Below are 15,060 nucleotides of genomic sequence, written 5' to 3'. Positions count from 1 at the left end.
AAATTGAAAAATCGCTTTTAATTCGCTATAATGGTTAAACTAGAGAATAGAGAAAATAAGGGTTAGGATAAAAATATGTTCCATCAATTTATCACCAGATCTCAGACGGTTCCTCCTCCCATTCCACTCTTTTGGTATGGGATTATGATGCTTCTCTTAGTGCTTTGCATTTATGGAGCACTTGCTTATCACAAAAATCCGAAATTTGTCCGCTTGTTTAAGGGGATTCAGATCCTCCAGTTACTAGCCCTATATAGCTGGTATGTTGGCTTTGGAATTCCATTTTCTAATAGCCTTCCATTTTACCATTGCCGTTTGGCTATGTTTGCGGTAGTTTTCTTGCCAGATAAATGGCGGAGCAAGCAATATTTTACCCTCTTAGGAGCAAGTGGAGCGGTCTTCGCCTTGGTTTACCCGGTTTTTGACCCCTATGATTTCCCCCATATCACCAGTTTTTCATTTTTGATTGGGCACTATGCCCTTCTAGTGAATTCCTTGGTTTACTTGATGAATCACTATGACAAGAGCTTGCTTAAGAAGTATATGATTGTAGCCTATACCTTTATTCTCAACCTCTTTTTAGTTGGGGTTAATCAGGTAACGGGTGGAAATTATGGTCTCTTAAGAGATACACCCTTTATCTCGAATGCTCCTCTATGGATAAAGTACCTCCTTGTGTCCGTCATCCTCTCACTGGCTCTTGTTCTCTTTGATATCTTGTTCAAGAAACGGTGGAAAAAGAGAAATCAGGCGCAATCTGTGCTCTAGCTTGCCTTTTCATCGGATGAGCAATTGAAAAACTCCCCAAAATCCGCTATAATGGAGAGTTGAAAGGAATAGTAAAATCCAATGTAAAAATCATTCTTAGCTACTGAAACAACTAAAGATAGAAAATCAAAGAAAGAGAACTTATGACTATTCAAGAAGAAATCAAGAAACGCCGTACCTTTGCCATCATCTCCCACCCGGATGCCGGGAAAACAACCATTACTGAGCAGTTGCTCTATTTTGGAGGCGAGATTCGTGAAGCTGGTACTGTAAAAGGGAAGAAAACAGGGACTTTTGCTAAGTCTGACTGGATGGATATCGAGAAACAACGTGGGATTTCGGTCACGTCATCTGTTATGCAGTTTGACTACGATGGCAAGCGCGTGAACATCCTCGACACACCAGGGCACGAAGACTTCTCAGAAGATACTTATCGTACCTTGATGGCGGTGGATGCTGCGGTCATGGTCGTGGACTCTGCCAAGGGTATCGAGGCCCAAACCAAGAAATTGTTTGAGGTTGTGAAGCACCGTGGCATTCCAGTCTTTACCTTTATGAACAAGCTGGACCGTGATGGTCGTGAGCCACTGGACCTCTTGCAAGAACTAGAAGAAGTCCTAGGTATTGCGAGCTATCCGATGAACTGGCCAATCGGGATGGGGAAAGCCTTCGAAGGCTTGTATGACCTCTATAACCAACGCTTGGAACTCTATAAAGGAGATGAGCGTTTTGCCAGTCTGGAAGAAGGGGACAAGCTCTTTGGAAGTAATCCTTTCTACGCTCAGGTTAAGGACGATATCGAACTCCTTCAAGAAGCAGGAAATGAATTTTCAGAAGGAGCTATTCTTGCAGGAGAACTGACGCCAGTTTTCTTTGGTTCAGCCCTCACTAACTTTGGAGTGCAGACCTTCCTTGAGACCTTCCTTAAGTTTGCTCCAGAACCACATGGACACAAGAAAACAGATGGCGAAATTGTGGATCCTTATGACAAGGATTTCTCAGGATTTGTCTTTAAAATTCAAGCCAACATGGATCCTCGTCACCGTGACCGTATCGCCTTTGTCCGTATCGTATCGGGTGAATTTGAGCGAGGGATGAGTGTCAATCTGCCTCGTACTGGTAAGGGTGCCAAACTATCGAATGTGACTCAGTTTATGGCGGAAAGTCGTGAAAATGTGACAAACGCTGTTGCAGGAGATATTATCGGGGTTTATGATACGGGGACTTATCAGGTTGGAGACACCTTGACGGTTGGAAAAAATAAGTTTGAATTTGAACCACTGCCAACCTTTACACCTGAGATTTTCATGAAAGTTTCTGCTAAGAATGTCATGAAACAAAAATCCTTCCACAAGGGGATTGAGCAATTGGTGCAAGAAGGAGCCATTCAGCTTTACAAGAATTACCAAACAGGCGAGTACATGCTAGGCGCTGTGGGACAACTCCAATTTGAAGTCTTTAAGCACCGTATGGAAGGCGAGTATAATGCAGAAGTAGTCATGAGCCCAATGGGGAAAAAGACCGTTCGTTGGATCAAGCCTGAAGACTTGGACGAGCGCATGTCCTCAAGCCGCAATATCTTGGCTAAAGACCGTTTCGACCAACCAGTCTTCCTCTTTGAAAATGACTTTGCCCTTCGCTGGTTTGCAGACAAGTATCCAGACGTAGAGTTGGAGGAAAAGATGTAACTCAGCACCAACAATTGGAACTAAAGTTCCTAATTGTTGGACGCTAGTCGCTATTTGGCGAACTAGCTAACTGCCTCACTAACTACGTTTGGCAAATAGAATCGATTTGCCAAACTCCGTGTCGTAGTGTAAAATCGGCTTACCGAAACGCTTCACTAGGAAAAATCCACGAATATTATCGATTCGTGGATTTTTCCGTCGTAATGGCAAGGAATTGAACTGCCTAACTGCCTCACTAACTGAGTTTTACAAATGAAATTGATTTGTAAACCCCAGTGTCATAGTTCAGTAAATTCATTTGAATGTGTAACAATCTAAGTAACTAACGCCAAGTTTCTATGGAACTTGGCTATGCGCTCCACTAGGCAAAAGATTTTTCTAATTACTCTCTAAATTCTGCATAGAATAAGGTAGGCTGGACTAATCTCTGCACAGTAAAGATAATTGGAATTAAAGAAAAACAAAAACCTCAGAAGTGTTCACCTTTAGTGAATTCTCTGAGGTTCTTTGCGTTCTAGTTTCCATATTTTTGGTAAAAATCGACCTTAACCTGGATAAAGGTTTCGGCTTCGCGTAGTAGCTGCAGGAGGGTGGCACGGGTTTCAAACTCCTCACGTGTTTTCGGGAGACTCCGGTTGCGGAAGACTTGCAGATAGCGTTCGATGTCATCAAGTAGGTCGTGAGCAGGATTGGTCTGACTTAGCTGGGCAGCAATCTTTGAAAAGAGCTGGGCCAAAATCAAACTCTCACTTGCGGCCAGGTGACAGGTATTGATCCGCTGGGCCATATTTCGTAGGATGCGACTTTGTCTCTGTCTCATCTCAAAGTAGTGGATGTGGTAGTCCGTCTGGTGAAAGAGATGATCCGAGTGATCCAGGTAGACCAGTTTGAGAGCTTCATCGAGGAGGTTGTCTAATTGGTCAACGAGTTGGGCTTGATTGCGTCCGTCTCCTCTTGACAGATAGTATTTAAAGCGAAGCAGGATGTCTTTTAACTTTTCTTCGACCTGAAGGTGGTAGCTTTGGATGGCTTTCTCACGAGAGGGCATATATAGGTTGACCAACAGAGCAAAGCTTGTCCCGATGAGAAAGAGGAGCACTTCATTGAGCAAGAGAGCTGGAGAAGTAGACTCTTGTACCAAGAGATGACCGACCAAGACACTGCTAGGGGTGATGCCGATTTCCCAGCCCATTTTATAGGCTAGAGGCACGTAGAGAGCCAGATAGAGGCCTAGACTCCAGATGTGAAAGCCTGTCAGCTGAAAGGCTAGAACACCGATAGCCAGCGCTAGGAGCATGGAAAAGAGGCGGTTACGTGCTAACTTCAGCGTACTTCTGCGCGTGTCAGAAAGGCTTAAGAGGGCTATAATGCCAGCTGAGACTGCTGATGATAAATCTAAAAAATAAGCGAGAAAACAAGCGAGACAGGTCGCCAAGATCAGTTTTGTCGTACGTTGGGTGATAGACATGAGAATTTCCTAAACTAATAGAATCGAATGTTTAACGAGGAATCAGAGACTAGGGACGAATTTTTCAGTTTGTAGCATACTCGGCAACCGCTGTAAAGAGAACATCTGTTGAAGAGTTCAGGGCTGTTTCGCAGGAGTCTTGAACAACTCCGATCACAAATCCGACTCCGACAACCTGCATAGCCAAGTCGTTGGAAATCCCAAAGAGGCTACAAGCGACAGGAATGAGGAGAAGGGATCCTCCAGCGATCCCAGAGGCCCCGCAGGCAGAAATGGCAGCCACTACACTGAGCACAAATGCTGTCCCAAAGTCTACCGAGATTCCGAGTGTATTGACGGCAGCCAGGGTCAGGACATTTATGGTAACGGCAGCGCCAGCCATGTTGATGGTCGAACCAAGTGGGATGGAGACAGAGTAGGTGTCAGGATTCAGTCCCAGGTCTTGACAGAGTTTCATATTGACAGGGATATTGGCGGCAGAGCTACGAGTGAAAAAGGCTGTAATACCACTGACACGTAGGCATTTCAAAACAAGGGGATAGGGATTTTTCCTCATAAAGAGAAAGGCTATGAGCGGGTTGATGATGAGAGCAACAAAGGCCATGGTAGCAATCAAGAGTCCTAGGAGGACACCGTAGTTAGCCAGACTGGCAATGCCCTTGTCAGAGATGGTCTTGAACACCAAACCTAAAATCCCAAAGGGTGCTAGATTGATAATCCATTCCACGATTTTAGAGGTGACATCCGCCATGGTTTTCAGTAATTCTTTACTGTGTTTACTTGCCTCTCTCATAGCCAAGCCAAAGACGACTGCCCAAGAGAGAATCCCGATATAGTTGGCTTCAACAATGGCATTCAAGGGATTGTCCACCAGTTTGAGCAAGAGGTTGCTGAGGACTTGACCGATACCATCAGGAGCAGCAACTTCTGTATTTGCACTGGTCAGGGTGATTTGCACAGGCAGTAAGAAACTAGCTAGAACGGCTACCAATGCAGCAGCAAAGGTTCCAAGCAAGTATAGGAAAATAACAGTCTTCATATTGGTGTTTTGTCCCTTTTGGTGTTGGGAAAGGGCATTGGCAACAAGGGCAAAAACTAGAATAGGAGCGATGGCCTTCAGTCCGCCTACAAAGAGATCTCCAAGCAGACCGATTCCTGTAAGGTTTGGAAAGAGCATCCCCAATGTCGCTCCAAAAATCATTCCAATAAGGATTCGTTTGATGAGGCTTGCCTTGGTCCAGGCTCTAATGATTCGTTTCATATCAGTCTCCTTCAAAATGTATTGTTTATAATTATAGTATAAATATGCTATAGAGGCAAGTGATATTTTGAAAACGGAGATGATAATTGAATAATTATGAAAGAAAAGAGAAGGACGATTTTATGGTATAATAGGAAAAAGGAGTTTTATATGCAAGATTTTTTTCAACGCTATTTTGATAAACTTGATTTAACAACCATGTTAGAGAATCTCTTGACCAAGGTGATTTCTCTTTTGATTTTGTTTTTACTATTTTATATAGCTAAAAAGATGCTTCATGCGACTGTACGAAAGATTGTCAAGCCCTCGCTTAAATTTTCAAATCGAGATGCAGGAAGACAAAAGACCATCTCGCGTTTGCTGGAGAATGTCTTTAACTACATTCTTTATTTCTTTTTGATCTACTGCATCCTGTCTATTTTAGGTTTGCCGGTTTCTAGCCTCCTTGCTGGTGCGGGAATTGCTGGGGTGGCCATTGGTATGGGGGCGCAAGGCTTTCTATCCGATGTCATCAATGGCTTTTTCATCCTTTTTGAACGCCAGCTTGATGTGGGTGATGAAGTGGTTCTGACAAATGGACCGATTACCGTCTCTGGAAAGGTCGTTAGTGTAGGAATCCGTACAACACAACTGCGCGGTGATGATCAAGCTCTTCACTTTGTTCCTAACCGCAATATTACCGTTGTTAGTAATTTATCCCGTACTGAATAGTCCGACTATTTTAGCAGATTTGTGGTACAATAGAAGGAGTTTGGTAAAGGAGAGAGTATGCTATTTGTAGAGAAAAAACTAGGTCACGATCGTACTTGGATAGACCTTGATGTGGATAAGATTAAAAATATGGAAGATCTTTCTGATATCTATGGATTGGACAAGGAAACCATCGAGTATGCTCTGGATAGAAATGAACGAGCCCATATGGATTATAACCGTGAAACGGAGACGGTAACCTTCATTTATAATGTTCTTGATTTAGAAAAAGACAAAGAATATTATGAAGCGATTCCGATGACCTTTATCGTTGAAAAACAACGGCTGATTACCATCAGCAATCATAAGAATACTTATGTGATTAAACGCATGGCAACCTACCTTGAAAGCCATGAAATTATTTCAATCTACAAATTTCTTTTTGCCAGTTTAGAGATTATTAGCAATGCTTACTATCCAGTTATTGAAGAGATGGATAAAAGTAAGGATGAAATCAGTGCACTTCTTCGTCAAAAAACAACTAAAAAAAATCTTTTCGCCCTCTCTGACTTGGAAACTGGTATGGTTTACCTGACAGCAGCTGCCAAACAAAATCGTCTCCTCTTGGAACACATCCAAGGGCATGCTCTTTATCGCAATCTTAATGAGGTAGAAAGTGAGCAGTTTGACGATGCTATGATTGAAGCCCATCAGTTGGTTTCAATGACAGACTTAATATCTCAAGTTTTGCAACAACTCTCAGCCTCTTATAACAATATCCTAAATAATAATCTAAATGATAATTTGACAACTTTGACCATTATCTCAGTCTTGCTAGCTATCCTTGCGGTTATTACAGGATTCTTCGGAATGAATGTTCCCTTACCGTTTACAGATGAACCAAATGCTTGGATTTATATTTTGATAGCTAGTCTCATTTTATGGGCAGTCTTAGCTCAATGTTTAAAGAAAATTGCTAGAAATTAAAAAAAGGAGCCAGAATGGCGATTGAAAACTACATGCCAGATTTTGCTGTGGAAGCAGTCTATGATTTGACAGTCCCAAGCCTGCAGGCGCAGGGAATCAAGGCTGTTTTGGTCGATTTGGACAATACCCTCATTGCTTGGAATAACCCTGATGGGACGCCAGAGATGAAGCAATGGCTACATGACCTTCGGGACGCAGGCATCCGCATTATCGTGGTCTCAAATAATACCAAAAAACGGGTTCAACGCGCAGTTGAGAAATTTGGGATTGATTACGTTTATTGGGCCTTGAAGCCTTTCACATTTGGGATTGACCGTGCTATGAAGGAATTTCACTACGAGAAAAATGAAGTGGTCATGGTCGGTGACCAACTCATGACGGATATTCGCGCAGCCCATCGTGCGGGTATTCGCTCAATCTTGGTCAAGCCCTTGGTCCAACATGACTCGATTAAAACGCAGATTAACCGAGCTCGCGAGCGCCGTGTCATGCGAAAAATCACTGAAAAGTACGGACCGATTACATATAAAAAAGGAATTTAACTATGGAAGAAATTCTCTGTATTGGTTGTGGAGCAACCATTCAGACGACAGACAAGGCTGGTCTTGGATTTACTCCTCAGTCGGCACTTGAAAAAGGTTTGGAGACTGGTGAAGTTTATTGCCAACGCTGTTTCCGTCTCCGCCATTACAATGAAATTACTGATGTCCAGTTGACGGACGATGATTTCCTCAAGCTCTTGCATGAGGTGGGAGACAGTGATGCCTTAGTGGTCAATGTCATTGATATCTTTGACTTTAATGGCTCTGTCATCCCAGGCTTGCCACGTTTTGTATCAGGAAATGATGTTCTCTTGGTTGGAAATAAAAAAGATATCCTGCCCAAGTCTGTTAAACCGGGCAAGATTAGCCAATGGCTCATGGAACGTGCCCACGAAGAAGGACTTCGCCCTGTGGATGTCGTCCTGACTTCAGCACAGAATAAGCATGCTATCAAGGAAGTCATTGACAAGATTGAACACTACCGTAAGGGCCGCGATGTCTATGTCGTTGGCGTGACAAACGTTGGAAAATCAACCCTTATCAATGCCATTATCCAAGAAATCACGGGCGACCAGAATGTCATCACGACTTCACGCTTCCCAGGGACAACCTTGGACAAGATTGAGATTCCTCTTGATGACGGATCTTATATCTACGATACACCGGGGATCATCCACCGCCACCAGATGGCCCACTACTTGACTGCTAAAAACCTCAAGTATGTCAGCCCTAAAAAGGAAATCAAGCCCAAAACCTATCAGCTCAATCCTGAACAAACCCTGTTTTTAGGAGGTCTCGGACGATTTGACTTTATATCAGGAGAAAAGCAAGGATTTACTGCTTTCTTTGACAATGAACTCAAACTCCACCGTACCAAGCTTGAAGGCGCTAGTGCCTTCTATGACAAGCACCTCGGAACCCTTCTCACACCACCAAATAGCAAGGAAAAAGAAGATTTCCCAAAACTAGTCCAACATGTCTTTACCATCAAGGACAAAACCGACCTGGTCATCTCAGGACTAGGCTGGATCCGCGTAACAGGCACTGCCAAAGTCGCCGTCTGGGCACCAGAAGGCGTCGCCGTCGTCACACGCAAAGCAATCATTTAAACACAGAAAGGAAAGAGCTGTCTGGATTCGGGCGAGCTCTGCGAGCCCATAACGAATACTTTTCGCCGTGGTGTCAGTTGGTACAAGTGATTGTACCAACTGCGGAAAATTTGAGACCTTGGGCTCAAATTTTAGTCATGAAAGTTCGAAGAACTTTGCTGACGTCCGTCACCACTTTAGAAAAGTATAAAAAGAAACTCTTTTTAAGAAATTATGTCATTAACATCAAAACAACGTGCCTTCCTCAACAGTCAGGCACACACCCTAAAACCCATCATCCAAATCGGGAAAAATGGTCTAAACGACCAAATCAAAACCAGCGTCCGTCAAGCTCTTGATGCCCGTGAATTAATCAAGGTAACGCTCTTGCAAAACACAGATGAAAACATCCACGAAGTAGCTGAAATTTTAGAAGAAGAAATCGGTGTGGATACAGTCCAAAAAATCGGACGTATCTTGATCTTGTTTAAGCAATCCAGCAAGAAAGAAAATCGCAAGATTTCTAAAAAAGTCAAAGAAATCTAAAACCCTACTCCAAACAACTGTTTTCACAGAGAATTAAAGGAAGACGAGCCTATGGCAATCGAATTATTGACTCCCTTTACTAAGGTAGAGTTGGAGCCAGAAATCAAGGAGAAAAAACGCAAACAAGTTGGGATTTTAGGGGGAAATTTTAACCCCGTTCACCATGCCCATCTTGTTGTGGCGGACCAAGTACGGCAACAGTTGGGACTGGATCAGGTCCTGCTCATGCCTGAATATCAGCCACCTCATGTAGACAAAAAAGAAACCATCCCTGAACACCACCGTCTCAAGATGCTTGAATTGGCGATTGAGGGGATTGAAGGTCTAGCCATTGAAACCATTGAGTTAGAGCGCAAGGGCATTTCCTACACCTACGACACCATGAAGATTTTGACAGAGCAACATCCAGACACGGATTATTACTTCATTATTGGAGCTGATATGGTCGACTATCTGCCTAAGTGGTACCGAATTGATGAGCTAGTCGACATGGTTCAGTTTGTGGGGGTTCAGCGTCCACGCTACAAGGCAGGGACTTCCTATCCTGTTATCTGGGTGGATGTGCCCCTCATGGATATCTCATCCAGCATGGTGCGTGACTTCCTTACCCAAGGTCGGAAACCCAACTTTCTCCTACCTCAGCCAGTGCTAGACTACATCGAGAAGGAGGGGCTCTACTGATGGCCTATCAAGACTATATTAACTGTTCACGTGAGGCTTTGTTGGAAAGAATGGCAGAGCTTCTACCTGAAAAACGCTTAACCCATTGTTTGGGTGTAGAACGTGCGGCCATAGAACTGGCTCAGCGCTTTGGTGTGGATAGTGAGAAAGCAGGTCTAGCAGGACTTCTCCACGACTATGCTAAAAAGTTGTCAGATCAGGAATTTCTAGACTTGATTGACCGTTATCAGCTAGACCCCGACCTCAAAAACTGGGGAAACAATGTCTGGCATGGCATGGTCGGAATTTACAAGCTTCAAGAAGACTTGGATTTACAAGATTCTGAAATCCTGCGAGCCATTGAAATCCATACAGTCGGAGCTGGTCAGATGACCGACCTAGATAAGGTCATCTACGTCGCAGATTATATCGAACACAATCGTGCCTTTCCAGGCGTAGATGTGGCGCGTGAAATTGCAAGTCTATCACTCAATAAGGCAGTGGCCTACGAAACGGCTCGTACCGTGGAGCATCTAGCCCATCAGGGATTCCCCATCTATCCCCAAACCCTTGAAACCTATAACGCCTTTGTGCACTATTTGAAAGAGGACTAATGAAGACGGCTTTTATAATCATTGATGTTCAGAATATTTTAGTGGAAACCGGTTTTCAGATAAATAGTCTATTGGAAAAAATTTCTTATTTACAAAACCAGGCTAGAAGCAAGAATATCGAAATTATTTATGTTCAACATATTGAGGACTCTGAAGCTCAAACATCAGAAGATTGGCAGTTATCTGAGTTTTTAAATCGAAAACCTAATGAAAAGGTCTTTCAGAAGAAGTATAACAGTATTTTCAAAGGAACTGGTTTAAAAGAATACTTGGATAAACAGGGGATTGAAAAATTAGTTTTATGTGGTATGCAGACAGAATATTGTGTGGATACCTCTGTCAAGGTTGCCTTTGAATATGGCTATCAGCTTATTATTCCAGAAGGAACTTGCACAACGTTTGATGGCGATGACATTCCAGCAGAAACGATAAATGAATTTTATGAGGGCATTTGGGAGGGGCGCTTTGCAGATGTCCTAGATTACAAACATATTTTCTAGAAAGAGGACTAAATGAACGAAAAAGAATTACTAGAACTAGTCGTGAAAGCGGCTGATGAGAAACGTGCGGAGGATATCCTCGCACTTGACGTACAAGATTTGACCAGTGTTACGGACTACTTTGTCATTACAAGCTCGATGAATAGCCGTCAGTTGGACGCTATCGCAGATAATATCCGTGAAAAAGTAGCGGAAGCAGGCTTTAAAGGCAGTCATGTTGAAGGTGATGCAGCTGGAGGCTGGGTTTTACTAGACCTCGGCGGTGTCGTTGTGCATATTTTCTCAGAAGAAATGCGTGCCCACTATAATCTTGAAAAACTATGGCATGAGGCGGATTCTGTAGACTTATCTGCAACTCTGGCGTAGAAGATGAACTCAGTTGTAGTCAACTGGGTTTATTTGCTTATTTTAAAAAGAAAGTGATAGAAAGGATTTGAACCCGTCCTGTAATCGTCGGAAAATAGATAGCTTTGGCTTGGATCAGGATCCTAAGTCCAAGCTCCTAATTTTCATTCCGATTACGGGCGGACTTGGTATCATGTTTTATGGCGACATATGAAACCTTTGCGGCTGTTTACGATGCTGTGATGGATGATAGTTTATACGATAAATGGACGGATTTTTCGCTACGTCATTTGCCTAAGACTAAGGAGAGAAAGAAACTTTTGGAACTGGCTTGTGGAACAGGTATCCAGTCTGTGCGCTTTTCTCAGGCTGGTTTTGATGTGACAGGACTTGACTTGAGCACAGATATGTTGAAGATTGCTGAAAAGAGAGCGACATCAGCTAAGCAAAAGATTGATTTTATTGAAGGCAATATGCTGGATTTATTCAAGGCTGGTAAATATGATTTTGTCACTTGCTATTCGGACTCTATCTGCTACATGCAGGATGAGGTGGAAGTAGGGGACGTCTTTAAGGAAGTATATGATGCCCTCAACGAAGATGGGGTATTCATCTTTGATGTGCATTCAACCTACCAGACAGATGAAGTTTTTCCAGGCTATTCTTACCATGAAAATGCAGAGGACTTCGCCATGCTCTGGGATACCTACGAGGACGCAGCACCTCACTCCATCGTCCATGAGTTGACCTTCTTTATCAAGGAGGCTGACGGTTCCTTTAGTCGCCACGATGAAGTGCATGAGGAACGGACTTATGAGGTTTTGACCTATGATATTTTGCTGGAACAGGCAGGATTCAAGTCCTTCAAACTCTTTGCGGACTTTGAGGACAAGGAGCCAATAGAAAACAGTAGACGTTGGTTTTTTGTCGCGCAGAAGTAGGAGAACATTATGACCATCACAGGTATTATCGCGGAGTTTAATCCTTTTCATAATGGGCATAAATACCTGCTGGATCAGGCGAAGGGACTGAAAATCGTTGCCATGTCTGGGAATTTCATGCAGCGTGGAGAGCCTGCTATTGTGGACAAGTGGACACGGGCTCGCATGGCACTGGAAAATGGAGCGGATCTGGTAGTGGAATTGCCCTTTTTAGTCAGTGTTCAGGCGGCAGATTTCTTCGGTCAAGGGGCTGTGGATATCTTGGCGCGGTTAGGTATTGATAGCATAGCTTTCGGGACAGAGGAAGTTCTGGATTATCAGAAAATTGCTGACTTATACACAGAGCAAGGTACTGAGATGGAGAATTTTGTGGAAAATCTGCCTGATTCCCTTTCCTATCCCCAGAAAACCCAAGCCATGTGGAAGGAATTTGCAGGTCTTGATTTTTCAGGCAATACACCCAATCATGTTCTAGCTTTAGCCTATGCCAAGGCGGTTGCGGGACGTAGAATCAAACTCCATCCGATTCAGCGTCAGGGGGCTGGCTATCATTCTGTGGACAAGGAGGTGGACTTTGCCTCGGCGACAGCCCTCCGTCAGCACCTATCAGACCAAGATTTCTTAGAACGCTTTATGCCTTCTGTTGCTCTCTTTGAGCAGGCGAGTAAGGTGAGCTGGGATGACTATTTTCCATTTCTCCGCTATCAAATCTTGTCAAATCCAGACCTAACGACCATCTATCAGGTCAATCAAGAAATGGCAGTGCGTATCAAGGAAGCTATCAAAACAGCCCAGTCTCTGGACGAATTGGTCGAGGCAGTTGCCACCAAACGCTACACCAAGGCGCGTGTCAGACGCCTCTTGACTTATATTTTGGTGCAGGCCAGAGAAAGCGACTTGCCAGAAGCTATCCATGTTCTTGGCTTTACTGAAAAAGGCAGACAACATCTCAAATCTCTGAAAGAGCAGGTCCATCTAGTCAGCCGAATTGGCAAAGAACCTTGGGATGCTATGACTCAAAAGGCAGACCAGATTTACCAACTAGGACACCCAAGTATAGCAGAGCAGAATTTCGGAAGAGCGCCGATTAGAATAGAATCAAACTAAGTCTACTGAAAGGTGGACTTTTTTGCTTCGTTTTTTGTGGAAATTTAAATTTTTAAAGATTCTTAATTTTGCTTGAATATCCAAGGGATTTCTTCTAAAAATCACACAAAACTCTTCAATTTGGGTTTGTGGAAATCGGTTTTTTATGATAGAATATTAAGGAATGTATGTCATTCGATAAACAAATTTAATGAGGTAAAAACATGGAAATCATGACACTTGCGATTGCTGTTTTTGCCGTCATCATTGGTTTAGTCATTGGATATGTCAGCATCTCAGCTAAGATGAAATCATCTCAAGAAGCTGCAGAGTTGATGCTTCTAAATGCTGAACAAGAAGCAACTAATTTACGAGGACAAGCTGAGCGCGAAGCGGATTTATTGCTAAATGAAGCCAAGAGCGAAAGCAAGTCTCTTAAAAAAGAAGCACTATTGGAGGCCAAAGAGGAAGCCAGAAAATACCGTGAAGAAGTGGACGCTGAATTTAAGTCAGAACGTCAGGAGCTCAAGCAAATTGAAAGTCGTTTGACGGAGAGAGCTACGAGCCTTGACCGTAAGGACGACAATTTGACGAACAAAGAAAAAACACTTGAACAAAAAGAACAAAGTATTTCTGATAGAGCAAAAAACCTTGATGCACGTGAAGAGCAATTAGAGGAAGTCGAAAGACAAAAAGAAGCTGAACTTGAACGTATCGGCTCCCTTTCCCAAACTGAGGCTCGAGATATTATCTTGGCTCAGACAGAGGAAAATTTGACCAAGGAAATTGCTAGCCGTATTCGTGAGGCTGAGCAAGAAGTGAAGGAACGTTCAGACAAGATTGCGAAAGATATCTTGGTTCAGGCTATGCAGCGTATCGCTGGTGACTATGTAGCAGAGTCAACAAACTCTACAGTTCACCTACCAGATGATACCATGAAGGGACGCATTATCGGACGCGAAGGTCGAAATATTCGTACCTTTGAAAGTTTGACAGGGGTCGACGTGATCATCGACGATACACCGGAAGTGGTAACCTTGTCAGGATTTGATCCAATTCGTCGTGAAATTGCTCGTATGACCATGGAAATGTTGCTCAAGGATGGCCGTATCCACCCAGCTCGTATTGAGGAGTTGGTGGAGAAAAACCGTCAGGAGATTGACAATAAAATCCGTGAATATGGTGAGGCTGCTGCCTATGAGATTGGTGCGCCAAACCTCCATCCAGACTTGATGAAGATCATGGGACGCTTGCAGTTCCGTACTTCTTATGGACAAAATGTTTTGCGTCATTCGATTGAGGTTGCTAAGTTATCTGGTATCATTGCGAGTGAACTTGGTGAAAATGCAGCTCTTGCCCGTCGTGCTGGATTCCTTCATGACATAGGGAAGGCTATTGACCGCGAGGTTGAAGGTAGCCACGTTGAGATTGGTACGGAGTTGGCTCGTAAGTACAAGGAACACCCAGTTGTGGTGAATACTATTGCTAGCCACCACGGAGATGTCGAAGCCGAAAGCGTCATTGCGGTGATCGTTGCTGCAGCAGATGCCTTGAGTGCAGCGCGTCCAGGTGCTCGTAGTGAATCTCTTGAAAACTATATCAAGCGTCTCCACGATTTGGAAGAAATCGCCAATGGCTTTGAAGGAGTTCAAAATAGCTTTGCTCTTCAAGCAGGACGTGAAATCCGTATCATGGTTAATCCAGGACAAATCAAGGACGACAAAGTCACAATCTTGGCTCACAAAGTTCGTGAGAAAATTGAAAACAATCTCGATTACCCGGGAAATATCAAGGTAACCGTGATCCGCGAACTTCGTGCAGTAGATTATGCTAAATAAATAAGAAAGAGCAGTTGAAAAATTACTGCTTTTTTGTT

The 15,060-nt window shown here is 43.5% G+C and carries 16 protein-coding genes; 14 read left to right on the top strand and 2 right to left on the bottom strand.

What is annotated here, in order from left to right; all coding sequences use genetic code 11:
• Positions 1-75: 75 nt before the first annotated feature.
• Both MK405_RS05155 and MK405_RS05150 read left to right on the top strand, forming a co-directional pair.
• Positions 76-768, top strand: coding sequence for a YwaF family protein (locus MK405_RS05155; protein WP_084853575.1), 693 nt, complete (start codon positions 76-78; stop codon positions 766-768).
• A 143-nt stretch (positions 769-911) separates the two neighbouring features.
• Positions 912-2,456: a peptide chain release factor 3 gene (locus tag MK405_RS05150; RefSeq protein WP_268704489.1), complete on the top strand. Its 1,545-nt coding sequence runs from the start codon at positions 912-914 to the stop codon at positions 2,454-2,456.
• A gap of 514 nt (positions 2,457-2,970) precedes the next feature.
• Here MK405_RS05150 and MK405_RS05145 read toward each other — a convergent pair.
• A complete protein-coding gene (locus tag MK405_RS05145) occupies positions 2,971-3,924 on the bottom strand; it encodes an aromatic acid exporter family protein (protein WP_268704488.1) in 954 nt (317 codons plus the stop codon).
• Between the two features lie 64 nt (positions 3,925-3,988).
• A complete protein-coding gene (gene sstT, locus MK405_RS05140; RefSeq protein WP_061588414.1) occupies positions 3,989-5,185 on the bottom strand; it encodes a serine/threonine transporter SstT in 1,197 nt (398 codons plus the stop codon).
• A 150-nt stretch (positions 5,186-5,335) separates the two neighbouring features.
• On the opposite strand from sstT, the gene MK405_RS05135 reads away from it, so the two are divergent.
• The 12 genes from MK405_RS05135 (at position 5,336) to MK405_RS05080 (ending at position 15,022) form a co-directional block, all read left to right on the top strand.
• The gene (locus MK405_RS05135; protein WP_007517840.1) at positions 5,336-5,896 is read left to right on the top strand and encodes a mechanosensitive ion channel family protein; all 561 of its coding nucleotides are present in this window, start codon (positions 5,336-5,338) and stop codon (positions 5,894-5,896) included.
• Between the two features lie 57 nt (positions 5,897-5,953).
• The gene (locus MK405_RS05130) at positions 5,954-6,862 is read left to right on the top strand and encodes a magnesium transporter CorA family protein (protein WP_268704487.1); all 909 of its coding nucleotides are present in this window, start codon (positions 5,954-5,956) and stop codon (positions 6,860-6,862) included.
• 14 nt (positions 6,863-6,876) lie between these two features.
• Complete coding sequence (locus MK405_RS05125) at positions 6,877-7,404, top strand: YqeG family HAD IIIA-type phosphatase (RefSeq protein WP_000963744.1); 528 nt, start codon at positions 6,877-6,879, stop codon at positions 7,402-7,404.
• Between the two features lie 2 nt (positions 7,405-7,406).
• A complete protein-coding gene (yqeH, locus tag MK405_RS05120; RefSeq protein ID WP_000391189.1) occupies positions 7,407-8,513 on the top strand; it encodes a ribosome biogenesis GTPase YqeH in 1,107 nt (368 codons plus the stop codon).
• 213 nt (positions 8,514-8,726) lie between these two features.
• Complete coding sequence (gene yhbY, locus MK405_RS05115; RefSeq protein ID WP_000060169.1) at positions 8,727-9,038, top strand: ribosome assembly RNA-binding protein YhbY; 312 nt, start codon at positions 8,727-8,729, stop codon at positions 9,036-9,038.
• Between the two features lie 51 nt (positions 9,039-9,089).
• On the top strand, positions 9,090-9,719 hold the full coding sequence (locus MK405_RS05110) for a nicotinate-nucleotide adenylyltransferase (RefSeq protein ID WP_084932332.1): 630 nt from the start codon (positions 9,090-9,092) through the stop codon (positions 9,717-9,719).
• Positions 9,719-10,312, top strand: a complete 594-nt coding sequence (yqeK, locus tag MK405_RS05105) for a bis(5'-nucleosyl)-tetraphosphatase (symmetrical) YqeK (protein WP_268704486.1) — start codon at positions 9,719-9,721, stop codon at positions 10,310-10,312. The genes MK405_RS05110 and yqeK overlap by 1 nt, the downstream gene beginning before the upstream one ends.
• The gene (locus tag MK405_RS05100; RefSeq protein ID WP_084875783.1) at positions 10,312-10,812 is read left to right on the top strand and encodes a cysteine hydrolase family protein; all 501 of its coding nucleotides are present in this window, start codon (positions 10,312-10,314) and stop codon (positions 10,810-10,812) included. Before yqeK ends, MK405_RS05100 begins: the two co-directional genes overlap by 1 nt.
• A 12-nt stretch (positions 10,813-10,824) precedes the next feature.
• Positions 10,825-11,178: a ribosome silencing factor gene (rsfS, locus tag MK405_RS05095; RefSeq protein WP_268704485.1), complete on the top strand. Its 354-nt coding sequence runs from the start codon at positions 10,825-10,827 to the stop codon at positions 11,176-11,178.
• 179 nt (positions 11,179-11,357) lie between these two features.
• Positions 11,358-12,098, top strand: a complete 741-nt coding sequence (locus tag MK405_RS05090; protein ID WP_268704484.1) for a class I SAM-dependent DNA methyltransferase — start codon at positions 11,358-11,360, stop codon at positions 12,096-12,098.
• A gap of 9 nt (positions 12,099-12,107) precedes the next feature.
• The gene (locus tag MK405_RS05085) at positions 12,108-13,205 is read left to right on the top strand and encodes a nucleotidyltransferase (protein ID WP_268704483.1); all 1,098 of its coding nucleotides are present in this window, start codon (positions 12,108-12,110) and stop codon (positions 13,203-13,205) included.
• 203 nt (positions 13,206-13,408) lie between these two features.
• Positions 13,409-15,022: a ribonuclease Y gene (locus tag MK405_RS05080; RefSeq protein WP_000404958.1), complete on the top strand. Its 1,614-nt coding sequence runs from the start codon at positions 13,409-13,411 to the stop codon at positions 15,020-15,022.
• The last annotated feature ends 38 nt before the right edge of the window (positions 15,023-15,060 follow it).

It is taken from the genome of Streptococcus oralis, from assembly GCF_026782345.1.
Lineage (GTDB): Bacteria > Bacillota > Bacilli > Lactobacillales > Streptococcaceae > Streptococcus > Streptococcus oralis_CK.
Note: the sequence above shows the minus strand (reverse complement) of the source record. Positions and strands in the feature narration are given on the sequence as shown.